The 15,607-nt window shown below is 65.8% G+C and carries 16 protein-coding genes and 2 pseudogenes; 9 read left to right on the top strand and 9 right to left on the bottom strand.

What is annotated here, in order from left to right; translation table 11 throughout:
- The first annotated feature begins 22 nt into the window (after window positions 1–22).
- From RI578_RS00225 to RI578_RS00240, 4 genes are all read left to right on the top strand, one after another.
- Window positions 23–954 (top strand): IS5 family transposase gene (locus tag RI578_RS00225; protein WP_399062982.1). Its coding sequence is split into 2 segments (ribosomal slippage): window positions 23–401 and window positions 401–954, totalling 933 coding nucleotides; the frame shifts between segments, so codons are not numbered across the junction.
- Window positions 955–1,021: 67 nt separating this feature from the next.
- The gene (locus RI578_RS00230; RefSeq protein ID WP_310869100.1) at window positions 1,022–1,354 is read left to right on the top strand and encodes a glyoxalase superfamily protein; all 333 of its coding nucleotides are present in this window, start codon (window positions 1,022–1,024) and stop codon (window positions 1,352–1,354) included.
- Window positions 1,355–1,390: 36 nt separating this feature from the next.
- Complete coding sequence (locus RI578_RS00235; RefSeq protein WP_310869101.1) at window positions 1,391–2,524, top strand: IS630 family transposase; 1,134 nt, start codon at window positions 1,391–1,393, stop codon at window positions 2,522–2,524.
- Between the two features lie 164 nt (window positions 2,525–2,688).
- Window positions 2,689–3,804, top strand: coding sequence for a three-Cys-motif partner protein TcmP (locus RI578_RS00240; RefSeq protein ID WP_310869102.1), 1,116 nt, complete (start codon window positions 2,689–2,691; stop codon window positions 3,802–3,804).
- A gap of 11 nt (window positions 3,805–3,815) precedes the next feature.
- Here the strand turns inward: RI578_RS00240 and RI578_RS00245 are convergent, their stop codons facing one another.
- From RI578_RS00245 to RI578_RS00255, 3 genes and pseudogenes are all read right to left on the bottom strand, one after another.
- On the bottom strand, window positions 3,816–4,583 hold the full coding sequence (locus tag RI578_RS00245; protein ID WP_310869103.1) for a phage Gp37/Gp68 family protein: 768 nt from the start codon (window positions 4,581–4,583) through the stop codon (window positions 3,816–3,818).
- A gap of 422 nt (window positions 4,584–5,005) precedes the next feature.
- Window positions 5,006–5,609, bottom strand: a pseudogene (locus tag RI578_RS00250) (helix-turn-helix domain-containing protein); the annotation flags it as partial.
- A gap of 348 nt (window positions 5,610–5,957) precedes the next feature.
- Complete coding sequence (locus RI578_RS00255; protein WP_310869104.1) at window positions 5,958–6,968, bottom strand: LacI family DNA-binding transcriptional regulator; 1,011 nt, start codon at window positions 6,966–6,968, stop codon at window positions 5,958–5,960.
- A 305-nt stretch (window positions 6,969–7,273) separates the two neighbouring features.
- Here RI578_RS00255 and RI578_RS42630 point away from each other — a divergent pair, with 305 nt between their 5' ends.
- Together RI578_RS42630 and RI578_RS00260 are read left to right on the top strand one after the other, a co-directional pair.
- Entirely contained in the window at window positions 7,274–7,402 is a 129-nt protein-coding gene (locus tag RI578_RS42630; RefSeq protein ID WP_399062985.1) for an adenylyltransferase/cytidyltransferase family protein, read from the top strand.
- A complete protein-coding gene (locus RI578_RS00260) occupies window positions 7,399–7,686 on the top strand; it encodes a hypothetical protein (protein WP_310869105.1) in 288 nt (95 codons plus the stop codon). Before RI578_RS42630 ends, RI578_RS00260 begins: the two co-directional genes overlap by 4 nt.
- On the opposite strand, the pseudogene RI578_RS00265 reads toward RI578_RS00260, so the two are convergent.
- The 6 genes and pseudogenes from RI578_RS00265 to RI578_RS00290 form a co-directional block, all read right to left on the bottom strand.
- A pseudogene (locus tag RI578_RS00265) lies at window positions 7,681–8,459 on the bottom strand (IS5 family transposase). The gene RI578_RS00260 and the pseudogene RI578_RS00265 sit on opposite strands and share 6 nt — an antisense overlap.
- A 116-nt stretch (window positions 8,460–8,575) precedes the next feature.
- Entirely contained in the window at window positions 8,576–8,998 is a 423-nt protein-coding gene (locus tag RI578_RS00270) for a transposase family protein (protein ID WP_310869106.1), read from the bottom strand.
- Window positions 8,935–9,348, bottom strand: coding sequence for a transposase family protein (locus RI578_RS00275; protein ID WP_310869107.1), 414 nt, complete (start codon window positions 9,346–9,348; stop codon window positions 8,935–8,937). The genes RI578_RS00270 and RI578_RS00275 overlap by 64 nt, the downstream gene beginning before the upstream one ends.
- Before the next feature lie 398 nt (window positions 9,349–9,746).
- Complete coding sequence (gene rfbB / locus RI578_RS00280; RefSeq protein WP_310869108.1) at window positions 9,747–10,781, bottom strand: dTDP-glucose 4,6-dehydratase; 1,035 nt, start codon at window positions 10,779–10,781, stop codon at window positions 9,747–9,749.
- Between the two features lie 23 nt (window positions 10,782–10,804).
- A complete protein-coding gene (gene rfbA / locus RI578_RS00285) occupies window positions 10,805–11,689 on the bottom strand; it encodes a glucose-1-phosphate thymidylyltransferase RfbA (RefSeq protein ID WP_310869109.1) in 885 nt (294 codons plus the stop codon).
- A complete protein-coding gene (locus RI578_RS00290) occupies window positions 11,686–11,847 on the bottom strand; it encodes a hypothetical protein (protein ID WP_310869110.1) in 162 nt (53 codons plus the stop codon). Before RI578_RS00290 ends, rfbA begins: the two co-directional genes overlap by 4 nt.
- Window positions 11,848–12,706: 859 nt before the next feature.
- Here RI578_RS00290 and RI578_RS00295 point away from each other — a divergent pair.
- From RI578_RS00295 to RI578_RS00305, 3 genes are all read left to right on the top strand, one after another.
- On the top strand, window positions 12,707–13,102 hold the full coding sequence (locus RI578_RS00295) for a peptidase inhibitor family I36 protein (protein WP_310869111.1): 396 nt from the start codon (window positions 12,707–12,709) through the stop codon (window positions 13,100–13,102).
- 54 nt (window positions 13,103–13,156) lie between these two features.
- Window positions 13,157–14,419 carry an MFS transporter gene (locus RI578_RS00300; protein WP_310869112.1) on the top strand — a complete coding sequence of 421 codons (1,263 nt, stop codon included), beginning with the start codon at window positions 13,157–13,159 and terminating at the stop codon, window positions 14,417–14,419.
- Between the two features lie 67 nt (window positions 14,420–14,486).
- On the top strand, window positions 14,487–15,602 hold the full coding sequence (locus RI578_RS00305; protein WP_310869113.1) for a radical SAM protein: 1,116 nt from the start codon (window positions 14,487–14,489) through the stop codon (window positions 15,600–15,602).
- Window positions 15,603–15,607 lie beyond the last annotated feature (5 nt).

Raw genomic sequence — 15,607 nt, forward strand, 5'->3', positions numbered from 1 at the left:
GTGTTGGGGTCAGGCTGGCTTCATGGGTCGTGGGGATCTGACGAACGCGGAATGGGCTCGGCTGGAGTCGTTCTTACCTCCTGGCGGTGCGCGGGGAGGTCGGTGGAGCGATCACCGTCGGGTGATCAACGGAGTGCTCTACCGGGTGCGGACGGGGGTGCAGTGGCGGGATCTGCCGGAACGGTTCGGGCCCTGGGAGACGGTCTATAAGCGGCATCGCCGCTGGTCAGCGGATGGAACGTGGAAGATGCTGCTGTCCCGTATCCAGGCCGCCGAAGATGCCGCGGGTGGGATCGACTGGGACGTGTCGGTGGACTCGACCGCAGTGCGGGCCCATCAGCACGCCGCCGGTGCGAGGAAGAAGCCGTCGGCCCTGGATGCTCAAAAGGGGAACGGCCGGGGGACGAACCAGGCCGATCCGGTGCTGCGGAAACTGGCCTTCCGCCTGGAGGAGGTGGTCAGATCGGCGAATGCCTGGGCCGCTCCCGCGGCGGATTCACAACCAAGATCCATCTCGCCGCCGACGGACGATGCCGGCCCCTCGCCTTCGTTCTGACGCCGGGACACTACGGTGACGGCCCTCAGCTCGAGCAGGTGCTGGAGCGGATTTCCGTACCCCGATCCGGAGTGGGACGGCCCCGCAGCCGGCCCGACCACGTGCTGGCCGACAAGGCCTACACGTCCCGAAGCAACCGGCGCTACCTGCGACGACGCGGAATCCGGCACACCATCCCCGAACGTCTCGACCAGCAAAGGCACCGGCACAACCGAGGATCTCAAGGCGGTCGGCCCATCGGATTCGACCGCGAACACTACAAGAAGCGCAACACCGTCGAACGTGCCATCAACCGACTCAAGGGCTTCCGCGCCGTCGCCACACGCTACGAGAAACGCGCCTACATCTACCTCGGCACCGTCGCCCTCGCAGCCCTCATGGTCTGGCTCCGCACATGATCCGAGAAACAGTGCCTAGTGCCGCATCAGGCAACGTTCGCCCTGGGCGGTCTGCGACGATGGCTCTATGGACGAGGAAGTCATTCCCATTCTTCGCGTCGAGGACGCTGCGGCGGCGGTCGCTTGGTACGAGCGGCTGGGCTTCGCCAAGCAGTGGGAACACCGTTTCGAACCGGGACTTCCCGCGTTCGTCGAGGTCGCCCGGGGCGGGGTGCGGTTGTTCTTGTCTGAGCACAAGGGAGATGCCCGTCCCGACACGTTGGTCTACCTCCGCGTTCATGATGTCGAGGCCATCGCCTCCGAGTTCGGTGTGCAGGCGACGGACGCTCCGTGGGCGCGTGAGATTGAGCTGCGCGACCCTGACGGCAACCGGCTTCGGATCGGCACGCCGACGGAATGACACTCGCCGGCAGCGCGCGGCAGGGAAGCTGTGCTGGTGGCTGAGCGAGTACGGGTCCGCGAGATCGATGACGACGAGGGGCAGCGCCTGCTGCGGATCATCCGTCGGGGCAGCGGGTCGGTGGTGACGTGGCGGCGGGCGCAGATGGTTCTGCTGTCCGCGCAGGGCATGCTCGTGGCGAAGATTGCCGAGGTGACGTTCACCAGCGCGGACCGGGTCCGGGATGTGATCCACAACTTCAACGCCGACGGCTTCGACTCCCTTTACCCGAAGTACAAAGGCGGTCGGCCCCGGACATTCACCCTGCCCGAGCGGCGTGAGATCAAGAAGATCGCCAAGTCCAGGCCGGCCGAGCACGGTCTGCCGTTCTCGACCTGGAGCCTGGCCAAGCTGGCCGACTTCCTGGTCGCCGAGGGGGTGGTCGACGACATCAGCCACGAGGGCCTTCGGGTCCTGCTCCGCGAGGAGGGCGTGTCGTTTCAACGCATAAAGACCTGGAAGACCTCCCGCGATCCCGATTACGCCGCCAAGAAGGCCCGCGTCGAGCACCTCTACTCGATCGCCGACGGTGAGGTCATACCCGAGGACGGCGAACCCGAAGTCGTCTTATGCCTGGACGAGTTCGGCCCGCTCAACCTTCAGCCCCACCCCGGCCGGCAGTGGGCCGAGCGCGGAGGACGGCACAAGGACCCCGGCCGGGAGCCGAGGCCCCGCAGGCGGGCGACCTACACCCGTCCGCACGGGGTCAGGCACCTGTTCGCCGCCTACGACCTCGGCAAGGACAAGCTCTACGGCCACATCAAGCCGACGAAGAACCGGACGAGGTTCCTGGAGTTCTGCCGCTACCTGCGCAGCCTCTACTCGCCGGAGATCCGCGTCGCGATCGTGCTCGACAACTTCTCCCCGCACCTGACCACGAAGAAGGACAGCCGGGTCGGCGACTGGGCCGCGGCCAACAACGTCGAGTTCGCCTACACGCCCACGAACAGCTCGTGGCTGAACCGCATCGAGGCCCAATTCACCGCCCTGCGCTACTTCACTCTCGACGGCACCGACCACGCCAGCCACAAGGAGCAGGGCAGCATGATCCGCCGCTACATCATCTGGCGAAACCGTCATGCCGACGACCAACGGCTACGGGCCGTGGTCGACAGGGCGAACGTTGCCTGATGCGGCACTAGTCCGGCGCCTCCCGCATGAGTGCGGTGAACGGAGATGCCGAACGGTGCTTCCCGCGTGGCCAGGTTTCACCAGACGGGCCCGAACGCCCTCTGGTGCCTGACGGGCACTCAGCGGACAATCAGTGCCACATTCTGTTGTCCGAGGGGGCCGGCATGGGTGTTCTGTGGCCGTTGGAGCCTGCTACGGCAGCCAAGCACCGCCTATACCAGCGGTACCTGGATGCTTGGTGGCCGATCCTGCTGCAGACCTCCCAGCGCACCGGCTACAGCAGGCCGCGGGTGACACTGCTGGACGCGTTCGCTGGCCCGGGCCGCTACGAGGGCGGCGAACCGGGGTCACCGGTGTTCATCCTGGACCGGCTTCTGCACCACACCGCCGTCGACCGGATGAACCTCAGCCCGCGACGGGTGCACCTGGTCTTCATCGAGAAGGACCGGGCCCGCCACGAACATCTCCTGGCCGAGCTGACGGACCGCTTTGGAAAGCTTGCCGACCTGCCGGTGCGAGTGGAGGTCCGGCGCGGCGAGGCGGGCCGGGACAGCCTGCCGGTGCTGACCGAACTGGGTGCCTGGGGCAATCCGATCCTCGGCATCTTCGACAGCTGGGGCAGCGTGAACGTGCCGCTGGAGGTGACCCGCCGGATCGCCCACAACCGCTCCAGCGAGGTCATCACCACGTTCGGGCCCAACTGGTTCAGCCGCCGCGAAGAGTTGAACGCCGACATCCTTGACGAGGTCTTCGGAGGCCGCGGTCACTGGACGCCGGCCGCGGACGAGGCACGGCCCGATGAGCGGTGGCGTGCGTGGCTGGGCACCTACCGCAGTGCGCTGCGCCGGGCCGGGTTCGGCTATCAGCTGCAGTTCAGGCTCGTGCCCCGTACCGGTCAGCCCCTGTACCTGGTCTTCGGCACCGGCAGCGACACGGGACTGAAGGCAATGAAAGAGGCGATGTGGAAGGTCGACGACCGTGACGGCGAGAGTTTCCAGGACCCCCGCACCCGCGGCGCCACGCCAGCCGGGCAGCTCGATCTCTTCCAGGCCTTCGACGCCTGTGACCCGGAACTGATCGAACTGGTCTCCCAGCGCCTCGGGGCCGGCATGGCCACGGTGGAGACTGTCGGCCAGTGGCTGCTGACCGAGACCGCCCGCTGGATGCCCACGCACGCACTGAAGGCGGTGCGGCAGATGCGGCAGGACGGCTCCATCGTGGTCCAGTCGTCGGGCAAGCTGACCAGCAAGAGCTGGATCGACCTGCCCGACGCGGCTTGACACGGCCCCGGTCAGACCGGGGTGCTGTCCCTGAGCTGCGGGTACTCCCGGACCTGCAGGGCAGCGGGAAATCGAGCGATGTCCTTGTGGTGCGTCTTGTCCCAGCAGGATCCGAGTTGTTTGACGAACGGCGCCGTACCGAAGCGCCGGCACCTGTCGACAATGCCAGCGGCCCACTCCTCACGCATCGGCCGGGCGCCCGGCCCGGACTCCCCGCCGACAATCGCCCAGTCAATGCCAGTCAGATCCAGGCTCGCGAGCGGCCCGAGCAGCGGCTCGCACGACAGGAACCGCACAACTGCAGGAACGAGCCTCAGGTCGTCCACGCGCGGCAGCTCTCTGGCAGTCTCCACCGACACACCCATCCACAGGTTGGCCGGCCACTCAAGACGGTCGGCGACCAACCGCAGCCGCCGCGCCCGCTTGGTCAGCACCTGATACGTGTGCTGCGGAGTGTCCGCGATCACCTCGAAGACCCGCCGCACGTAGTCCAGCGGGACTCGCGCGTGGAACAGGTCGCTCATGGAGTTCACGAACACGGTCCGCGGACTCTTCCACCCGTACGGCACGGCAAGCGCATCCGGGTGCAGCGTCAGCCCGAAGCCGGGGCCAGAGGTACGCGGGTCGCCGTCGTTCTGGTACTTCGCCGACCCCATCGCCTTGAGCCTCTTCGCCAGCGTGAGTGCATAGCAGTGATCGCAGCCAGAAGACACCCGGTCGCAACCGGTCGTCGGGTTCCACGTCGCCTCGGTCCACTCGATGGAGCTGCGGTCGCTCACCGGTCCCCTCCCACCCTCATGTCTCCGACATCACTGCACTGGCCGACGGCCACCGTGCGCTGCCTAACGATGCCTCCCCGGCCGGAGTCGCGGGACACTTACGCCGGTATCCGACCGCATCCGACCCCACACTTCCACATTCGAACCTCAGTCTGAATATCGCTGCGGTGACATTCCAGCGCTCAAGTCGGCTGCCCCAGCTCGGCTGTAGTCCGTCCGGCCTGTTCCCGGCGCACACGGCGCAGGGCAGCGATACGAGTGGCCTCAAGTTCGTACGCGACCCGGGCACGGTCAGGATGCGCGAAGGGCGCCCGTGCCGTCACCGGCGTTCGCTGTTTTCTCCGGACAACGGCGAGGACGCCACGGAAGCGGAGAGCGCGAAGAGCCAGCGGGAGCACACCTGCAGGTCAGTCGGTGACCTGCTCGGCGTAGGCGACGCGGGAGTGGTCGTCGACGACGGTGTGGACGAAGGCGGTTCCCAGCAGCGGTCCGCGGTACTTGTTGCGGGGCCTGTCGGGTGTTGCGGCACGGTTTCTGCGGCCCTGGACGCGTCCGACGTAGCGCCATCCGCCGCCGTCAGGGACGTTGCCGAGTTTCTTGACGTCGGTGTGGAGCATGGCGCCGGGGTGGGGGGTGTTCGTAGCGGCGGACCGGCTCCCCGGTGGCGCGGTCGATGTGGGAGAGGCGGTTGATCCGGCAGCGGGTCAGGACGGCGTGGACGGTCGAGGCGGGCATGCCCAGCCGTCCGGCGATCTGGACCGGTCCCAGTCGCTGCTTCCAGCGCAGGTGCACGATCTTGCGGATTTGTGGCTGAGTGGTCCGGGCCGGGCTTCGGTGAGGCCGTGAGGACCGGTCGGCCATCGCGGCCGGCCCGGATTGGGCGTACCGGTCGGCCCATCGCCTGGCGGTGGGCCAGGACACGGTGTAGCGCTCGGCCGCACGGGCGACCGGCCATCCCTCATCCACGATCAGACGCGCCAGGCGAAGTCGGGCACGGGGCGTCAGAGCGGCGTTAGCGTGAGACACGAAGGCCTCCTGGTTGGCGGAGCGGTTCCTCGACAGCTCCACTCCACAACCGGAGGCCTTCGTCGTCCTACAGATTCAGACCGTGTCGTCGCACAAACTCGACCAACCTGGCTGGGCAGTACATCTAGGACGCCAGCGCCTGGCAGTACCGCATCACCCAGACCGGACAGTCCTATCTAGACGCGCACTCCCGCCGAACACAGGGCGAGGCCAACTGACGACAACCTACCGACAGGGCCCAGCGCCTGACAGATGCACGGCCATTGAACCGAACCGCACACTCTCGCGCTGGAAGAACAGGCCACGACCAGGCTGAACACGCCTCACCCACTATCACGCACCAACTCGTTAGGAGGACTGTCGGATGACCAGTGCGGGATTCAGAACCAGCTTGGTTTCCGCCACGGGCTCGTTGTTGAGCCGGGCGATCATCAGGCGGGCCATCTCCCGACCCATCTCTTCCAGGGGCTGACGAACGGATGTCAGTGGCGGGTCGGTATCGGCGGCGACGGGCGAGTCATCGAACCCGACCACGGCCACGTCCTCGGGTACCCGGCGCCCCGCTTGCCGCAGGACGTGCAGTGCTCCGGTGGCCATGCTGTCGGATGCGGCGAACACAGCGTCCAATTCTGGTGATTGATCCAATAGTTGTCGCATCGCTGCGACACCCGAAGCATGCGTGAAACTGCCGTGCGCCTGTGCCAGAGGGCACAAGCCGCTTTCCAAAAGCACGTCGTGGAAACCAGCACAGCGGTCCATGCCGGCCTGGATGTCCTGGGGTCCAGTGATGGTCGTGATCCGGCGCCGGCCCCGCTCGACGAGATGTTGGGTAGCCAACCGGGCGCCTGCAATGTTGTCTACGTCGACGGACCAGTCCGGGATGTAGCCGGTAGGCCGGCCCACCAGCACAGTGGGCGTCCCGGACTGCTCGACGTCAGCTGGCAACGGGTCGTCGCCGCGGAATGAACTGAGCAGGGCCCCGTCGACGTGTCGGGCCTTGAGGAAGGTGGCCAGCCGGTCTCGGTCCTGCTGGGACTCGGCGATGGCCAGCAGTAACTGGATCCCCTCGTCCGCGAGACCCGCAGTTGCACCCCGCACGATGGCTGAGAAGTAGGGCTCTTCCCAGAAGACCCGCTCCTGCTCGACGGCGACGACGAAGGCGACGGTGTCAGTGCGCCGGCGCACCAGGGCGCGGGCCGCCGAATTCGGAACATAGCCCAGTTCGCGGACAGCCCGGAGTACGGCCTCACGCGAGGCGGTACTGACCCGCTCGGAACCGTTGATGACGCGCGAGACCGTGCTCCGGCCCACCCTGGCGCGCGCCGCGACCGCCTCGAGCGTCGCCCGTCGTCCCTCCACTGCCCCACTCCCTCGTCATCTCGAACGGCACGGACCGCTATGGCGCCGTCCGCGCCGACTGATCGCCGCAAGAGGCCGTGGTTCAGGTTATCCGGTGGGTTCTTCGGCGCCCGGCCGGACCGGCAAGCCGGTGCGCAGAGGCATACCTTAAAAGCTCGTAACAGGATCTCTAGTGAGCCTTCCCTAGCCGCTTGGGCGTCGACCGCGAACGGTTGACGGAGCCGGGCGATTAGCCCAGTCCTGGTCGACTCGGCACCAGCGAGACGGCAACAGGCATGGCTGAGCACGGGAACGTATACGTCGGCATGGTCGGGGACCTGTTCCACCCGGGACACGTCGCGCTGCTCAGGGCTGCGCGAGCTTCCGGGGAGCGGCTGATCGCCGGGGTGCTCTCTGACAAGGTCGTGGCCAGGTACAATCGCAAGCCATCATGACGCTCGCGGAGCGGGTCGCGGTGATTGAGGCATGCCGGTACGTCGACGTGGTACTCGCGAACGCGCCCTACCGTGTCACGAACGGGTTCCTGGACCTGCACGGCATCGACGTGGTCGTACACGAGGACGACCTCACGGCGGAGGCGCTCAAAGAAGTCTTCGGCCCAGTGGCCGATGCAGGGAAGCTACGCCTTGTGCGGTACACAGCCGGCGTCTCCACGACCGAGCTCATCCGACGGTGTCGCACGGCGGCCCCTTCGTCAGGGGGCACGGCGACGTCATAGGCGCGTAACACGGTCTCGGGGTCCGGCCTTCTTGAGTCGCCTCCAGCAAATCAGACTGCAGGCCAAGGAGAGAAAGGCGTCGTGGAGTTCAAGGCGGCGCTCCCATCGGACGGCGAGGCGTTTGAACTGGTGGAGCAAGGCCAAGCTTTGCTCGACGACGTAGCGGCATTTGCCCAGGCCCTTGATGTCCGGAGCCCCCTGCGGGAGATCACCGGCATGATCCGGCGTTTGCGCAGTTCGCGCTGGACGGCCCCCTTGTCGCCCAAGACGGAGCCGGGACGCCGGCGCGGTCGGCCGGGCCGCCCGGCAACGGGCGGGATACCTCGACGGCAGCGGTCGTGATGACGCGCAGCGGGGTGCCCTTGCCGTCACAGATCAGATCGTTCCTGCTGCCCGACTTCCGCCGGTCGACCGGCGACGGACCGGTCGCAGCACCCCCATTTGCGCGCGGACGTGGGAGCCGTCCACGCACGCGCGGGACCAGTCGAGCTCGCCAGCCGCGTTCAACTCGGCGAGCAGCACGCGGTGCAGTTGCTCGAAGACGCCGACTCTCTGCCAGCGGTCCAGGCGCCGCCAGCACGTCCGTCCGGAGCCGAATACCAGCTCCATAGGCAAAGGAATTGCCAGACAATGTCCTGGTGCAAGACATACAGGATGCCCTGCAAACACAGTCGGTCATCCACCGGATTCGGCGCAGGCGACCGTTCCGGCCAGGGCGGGAGCAACGGTTCGATCTGCGCCCACAAGCCGTCGTCCACGACCCACGGCCGAATCGTTACACGACACGAACGGCCGGTTCATCACCTCGGTCATGCCCGACCAGGACAAGTCGGGCCGGACAAGTTACCTAACGAGCTCGTGCACCGTAAGCGGTGAGACGTCGAGGACCTCAGCGGTACTTGGTGATCACACCTGCCGTGCCGGGATCAGGTCCGCGGTCTGCTGATGGGACAACAGACCTGCGACGGCTTTTCACGGTGTCGCTGATGTGCTCGCGGCGGCCGAGGTGGCGGGCCAGCGCCCGCCAGTTCTTCAGGTGCGCAATGCCGTGCTCCACGCGGATGCGCCGCGAGGAGTGCGCTTTGCGCTGGCGCTCGTGCATCTCCTCGTACCAGTCCGGAGCCTTCTTCTTGAACTTGCGGTGCGGCGGTGTCACTACGCGCCCACCGGTCTGGGCTCCCAGGCCCTGGTAGCCGGCATCCGCGAGGATCTCGGCTGCCGGGCCGCCCTCCAGGAGCCTGACCAGCCCTAACTGGCGGGCATGGGTGATGTCCGCGCAGCTGCCGTACTGAGTCGGGCTGCAGAAGAGCATCCGGCCGTCGCCATCGTGACGACCATGGTCTTGACCGCGTTCTGCTTGCTCTTGCCGGAGATGAACTTGTCCCGGTCTTTGCGTCCGGCAGCCGGGCGCCTGACCCGGATCTCGGTGCCGTCGATGATGCCGGTCTTCCCGCTGGCGCCGATATGGTCGATGACCTCGGCGAGGGTCCGCAGCCGCACTCCGGTGCTGATGGTGCAGCCTCGCTCGGCGAGCAGGGGTCGCACCTCGCCGATAGCCCGGGTGATGGTGGAGCGGTCGACGCCGAACCAGCTGGCCAGCACGTCATGCGTGGCGGCGTGACGGAGATGCACGAGCGTGGCCAGGAGACGGTCGACGAACACCAGCTGGTGCTTCGCGCCGGCGCCCACTGCCCGCTTCCGTGGCCGGGACGCGAGCTTGGCCTGGTGCCGCTCGTGCCACAACGGACCTACCTCAGCAACGAGTTCAGCAATCACAGCAGCCGAGAGGCCCGTGATCCTCCGGTTGCTGATGATCGCTGCACGAGACGCATTCCCCACCACATGACCATGATCGACCATCAGGAGCTCGACGTCTCACCGCTTACGGTGCACGAGCTCGTTAGGACGACGCTGCGGCTTTCGGACGCTTTCGAAAGCTGGCAACGGGGGGCGCACTGGCGGCGAAAGCCGTGTGAAGCCATCGTGGAGATGGCCGGTCTCTCAAGCCGGAATTATGTTGACAATCGAGGAGGTCACCGACACCGCTGCTGGGCGCACGTTCACGGAGGGGGCAGGGGCTCTTGAGCCTCTCGAAGCCGGGCGACTCCTTGGTAGGTGTCCACAGCGCGTAGCGGTTTCCACCACTCCGGATGACGCGTGTACCAGGCGACGGTTCGTGCCAGGCCGTCCTCGAAAGGCACGGCAGGTCGATACCCCAGCTCCCCAGAGATTCTGTCGGTCGTCAGGGCATAGCGCAGGTCGTGGCCCTTTCTGTCGGGTACGTTGTCAACCCGGGACCAGTCCGCGCCGAACAGCGCAAGGATATGCTGGGTGAGGTCCCGGTTGGTCAGCTCAGTCCCGCCCCCGATGTTGTACACCTGCCCCGGCCGACCATCCGCCGCCACGAGGGCCACACCCTGACAGTGGTCGTTGACGTGCAGCCAATCCCGGACGTGCGAGCCGTCTCCGTACAGCGGGACCCGATGCCCCTGGAGCAGTTGTGTCACGAAGCGGGGGATGACCTTCTCCGGGTGCTGGTAGGAGCCGTAGGTGTTGGAGCAGCGGGTGACGCAGACAGGCAGGCCGTGGGTCCGGTAATAGGCGAGAGCGAGAAGGTCGGAGGAGGCTTTGGAGGCGGAATAAGGGGAGTTGGGGGCCAGCGGAGCGCGCTCGTCCCAGCGGCCGGTCCCCCCGATCGATCCGTAGACCTCATCGGTGGATATGCACACGAAACGGGTCAACTGCGCTTTCAGTGCCGCTTCGAGTAGGCGGTGGGTACCGATGACATTGGTGCGCACGAACACGTCCGCTGCGGCGATCGACCGATCGACGTGCGACTCAGCTGCGAAGTGAACCACGAGGTCACTGTCGGCCAGCAGGCGATCTACCAGAGGGCCGTCACAGATGTCGCCCTTCTCAATGGTCAGCAGCGGATGATCGGTCACGTCACTGAGGTTGGTGCCGCTGCCCGCATAGGTGAACTTGTCGAGCACGGTGACACGAGCGGCGCGGAAAGCAGGGTACGCGCCGCCGAGCACGTGCTTGACGAAGTGCGAGCCGATGAAGCCGGCTCCTCCGGTGACGACGATGTGCACGAATCGCCCTTCTCATCCGATTATCAATCGCTAGATGTTCGCTCTTCATTCATGATGTCGTGGAGGTAGCGGCCGTAACTGGTATGTCTCAAGCGGGAGGCCAACTCCTGGCACTGCTCCGCGGTGATGAAGCCCATCCGGTAGGCAATCTCTTCGAGGCAGGCAATCCGCACACCCTGCCGCTGCTCCTCTACTTGTACGTAGTGCGCGGCCTGGAGCAGAGAGTCGTGTGTGCCAGTGTCCAGCCAGGCGAACCCGCGCCCCAAATTGACCAGTTGCGCTCTGCCCTGGTCGAGGTAGGCGCGGTTGACGTCGCTGATCTCCAGCTCGCCGCGTGCCGAGGGACGCAAGTTCTTGGCAATGTCGATGACGTCATTGGTATATGCGTACAGCCCCGTGAGTGCAAGGTTGGACCGTGGCTGGGCGGGTTTCTCTTCGATGGAGAGCAGGCGCCCGTCCGCTGCGACCTCCCCCACTCCGTACCGCTGGGGGTCGCTGACGGAGCATCCGAAGAGAAGGGCTCCATCGACGTGCGGCAGCCGGCTCCGGAGCAGTCGGGAGAAGCCGGGGCCATGGAAGACATTGTCGCCAAGAACCAGCGTTACGGGGTCAGTGCCGATGTGATCAGCGCCAATCACCAGGGCTTGCGCGATGCCGTCAGGCTGGGGTTGTTCTGCATAGGAGAGGGACAGACCGAGTCTGCGACCGTCGCCCAACAGCTCATGGAACATGGGCAGTTGCTCCGGCGAGGAAATTACCAGGATGTCGCGGATGCCGCCCAGCATCAGCACCGACAGTGGGTAGTAGACCATCGGCTTGTTGTAGACCGGCAGGAGCTGCTTGGAGATGGCGTGCGTGAGTGGGTACAGCCGGGTACCACTTCCGCCGGCCAGGACTATTCCCTTCATGGCATCGGCTTCGGCAACAGCTCCTCGATCCGCGGGACGGCTTCGCCAGGCAGCCCCGCCGCTCCCTCGAGGAGCCGCCGGTCGAGGGCTAGGGAACCGGAATGGCCGGAGTCGTCAATAGGGTCGAAGGTGTCACGCAGCTCGGTGAAAACTTTCATGACCTTCCTGCATCCGTCCGTCGGGTGACCGCCGCGGGACACTAGTGAGTCGCTACGGATACTCCCTTTCAGGGAATGCGGAAGCCCCGCTACAGGGTCCCGCCACGCAACAGAACAGCCCTCAGAAAATATCGCAGGTGCAACAAAGGAGTAGGCACGCTCTGCACATGGACACGGTCAAGCTCTTCATCGCCGAAGAGTTCGTACAGCAGTTTCCCTTGGAGGGCCACATCACACGTGGTGAGATCGAGAAAGTCTCTTCTCTTGATGATTCGCCATGCCTAAGAACGTAGATGTCGCAACAAAAATTCACAACAACTTTCACGCCACCTTCGCCGTGCCCGATTCAGGACTCTATGGTGCGGTTTGACGGTTTCTCGTCAGGCGCCCTGTGGGCACTCGGTCGGAGATCATCAAGGAAGTTGCGTAAAACGTTGCAGCTCAGCGCTGTGACGCCAGCATGCGCAGCCCCATCGGCGTGCAAGCGACAGCGCCGGTAAAGATGACCGAGGAGTGCTGCGGGATCGCTCCTCGGTCACAGTTTTTGAACACTTGCGAACACCTGCAAGCACCTCGGACGTACTGACGTCGTATTGGTCTGCGGGTCTCGAGATCTGCTTCATTCCGTTCAGGGGGCACTGTTGACATGAGGAAATCGGCGCGCTTCACTTCCGTGAGGTGGCAAGGAGGGCGCCCGCCCCTTCTGCTGACGGGCCACGGGCTCACGGCCGGTCTCAATCCCGGATTCGCCGGCTCGAATTATCCGGCCGTCATCGAGCACGCCGCTCCATTACGAAACGGCGCGTCGCGCTTTCGTGCCACCTCACTCGAAGCCAACGGGCGAGGGGGAATCATCAGCATGTTCTCAAGCAGCACGGGTAACGGGGCACGGTTAGCTCGTACCCTGGTCGGCTCCACCACTTTGGCCGGCCTCCTCTGGGCCGCGCCCGGACTGGCGCATGCCAGCGCCGAGGAGGATCCCGGGACGGCGTGTCCCTTCAATCGCACACTGTGCCTGTTCGAAGGCGCTGACTACTCAGGCGAGCGCTTCACGGTGCAGTCCCTCGACCCCTCCGCGAGCGTCTGCGTCGACCTTGTGGAGCATGGGTGGGGCAACAGAGCCCGATCGGCCGTGAACACGGCGGCGCGAACCGCCGCGCTCTTCCCCAATCCTGACTGCACCGGCAGAGCGGTGGGCGTCACCGATGCAACGCCCTCGCTGCCCTTCCAGCCACAGAGTGTGCAGGTCTACTGAGACTACGCCCCGCCCGGCCCCACGGCCCCCGCGACGAAAGGCGAACGCTCCACCATGAGGAGAGTTCTCGGGCGTGACTTCGGACTGCGCAGGTTCGTCGTAGCCCGAGCGCTCTCCCGGGCCGGCGACGCGGTCTTCCCCATCGGGCTCGCCGCCGCCATGATCCAGCAGGATTTCGGCGCCTCCGACGTCGGTGTGGTCATGGGTGCCTCCCTGGCGCCCGTGGTACTGCTGATGCCATTCGGAGGAGTGATTCTGGATCACTTCAGTGCCCGGACCCCCATGGTCGTCGCGGACGTTGTCCGCGCCGTGTTCCAGGGGTTTCTGGCGCTGCTGCTCCTGACCGGACGCCCGTCCTTGTGGCAGATCCTGGTGCTGTCGCTCGGCTCTGGGGCGGCGCAGGCGTTCTTCCAGCCGGGCGTCGCCAGCATGCTGCGGCAGTTGGCGCCGGACCGGCTGCGGCAGTCGAATGCCACGGTCCGCACCGTGGAGTCCGTCGTGTCACTCGCCGCGCCCGCCTTGGCCGGTGTGGTCATTGCAGTCACGGACGCCGCGATCGTCATTGTCCTGGACGCCTGCACGTTCGCCGCGAGTGCCTGGCTGATCGCACGCATCCGGCTGAAGAGCTCCGATCCTGTCGAGGCCCCGCCAAAAGTCTGGAAGGAACTGCGTGAGGGCTGGGACGAGTTCACCGCCCGGCCTTGGTTGTGGTCCGTAGTGTCGGTGTTCTCGCTGTTCGGCCTGGTGGTTTTCGGCCCGTTCGATGTGCTGAAAGCCATCGTGCTCATCGACCGGTTCGGCCCGTCGGCCTACGCCTGGCTAATATCAGCTTTCAGTCTGGGCGCTGTAATCGGTGGGCTGCTCGCTCTGTGGACCGCTCCCGTCCGCCCTTTACGGACGGGACTGCTGGCGCTGCTCGCATTCACGCCGCTCCCGATCGTGATTGGTTTCGACCTGTCGGCGGCCCTAGTGGCAGCGGCGATGGTAGCGGGCGGCGCCGCCAATGCCTACTGGGCAGTTGTGTGGGCGACCTCGGTGCAGTCGCACGCGCCGCCACATGCTCTGAGCCGTATTCATGCCTACGACGTGATCGGCTCCATCGGGCTCATGCCCGCGGGTCGAGCGCTCACCGGTGCGGCCACGGCCTTGACAGGCGCGACGACCGTCCTGCTCATCTCCTCCGCGGCCCTGCTCTTGGGCTGTACGGCGCTGCTACTGGTTCCCTCCGTACGCACCCTGCCCGCCGTGCAGCCGCCCAGGGAACGGAGCGATCCGGCCGGACCGACCGCTGACACTCAAAAAGCCCGCGACACCTAGGAGCAGCATGCACCCGCGAACGAGTCGCACGCTCACCACCAAGGAGTTCTCCGACATCAAGCACACGGTGTCGATCCGGTCGCAGTCGCGGGCGCGACTGCGCCGGGACGCAGGCTACGCCTCGGACGTCCCCCGCGAGGTCAGTCTACAACTCACCTACAAGTGCAACCTCCGCTGCACGCACTGCTACCAGTGGAACGAGCAGGGCTTCTTCCGCGACTGGGGGATCGACAAGCAGCGCACCGAACTCGACCTGTCCATCGTCGAGGACGTGCTGGCAGCCACCGCACCGGTACACGGCAAGCTCTTCCTATGGGGCGGCGAGCCGCTGATGCACAGCCGGTTCACTGATGTGTCGCGACTGATCGAGCGCTTCCCGCGCACGGTGAACATGTGCACTAACGGGTTGCTGTTCCAGCGCCGGATGGACGATCTGCTACGGATCGGGCAAGACCTCAACCTGCTGGTCAGCCTGGACGGTCTTGGTGCGGATCACGAGGAACTGCGCGGCAGGGGCACGTTCGAGCGCACCACGCGCAACATCGAAACGATGCTCGACCTCAAACACAGGGGGGACTTCCATGGCGAACTGTCTCTTTCCTGCATGGTCTCGCACGTGACGGTGCACCGTATGTATGAGTTCATGGAATGGGCAGAGGAACTCGACGTCAACACCGTCTACTTCCAGTTCCCCTGGTACATCAGCCCCGATGTCGCGCAGTCGATGGACTCCGTCTACAGCGAGCATTTCGCGTGGCTGTCACCCGACACCGGTACCGCACGCCCCACCTGGCACTCGTATACGTACCAACTGCCTCCCGAACTGCTGCCGGCACTGCGTGACTCCATGGCACGGCTGGCCGGCCGGGTCTGGCGTCCCCGGGTGCGCTACCAGCCGCAGCTGGAGCCTGACGAGGTCGAATCGTTCATCCTTGGCACCTCCCGGCCGGCACAGCGACGCACTCGATGCCTCGCCGTGACCAACCGGATGGAGGTACACGCCGACGGAAACGTCAGTTCGTGCAAGTTCTTTCCGGAGTTCGTGGTGGGCAATCTCTACCAGCACTCGACGGCGGACCTGTGGCAGAGCGAACGGTTCCGCCGTGTTCGCTCCGTCCTCGCCGAGACCGGCATGATGCCGGTCTGCTCCAAGTGCATCCTTCTCTATCTGAACGGAGTGTGACGCCC

Source organism: Streptomyces sp. BB1-1-1 (assembly GCF_031597775.1).
Taxonomy (GTDB): Bacteria; Actinomycetota; Actinomycetes; order Streptomycetales; family Streptomycetaceae; genus Streptomyces; species Streptomyces thinghirensis.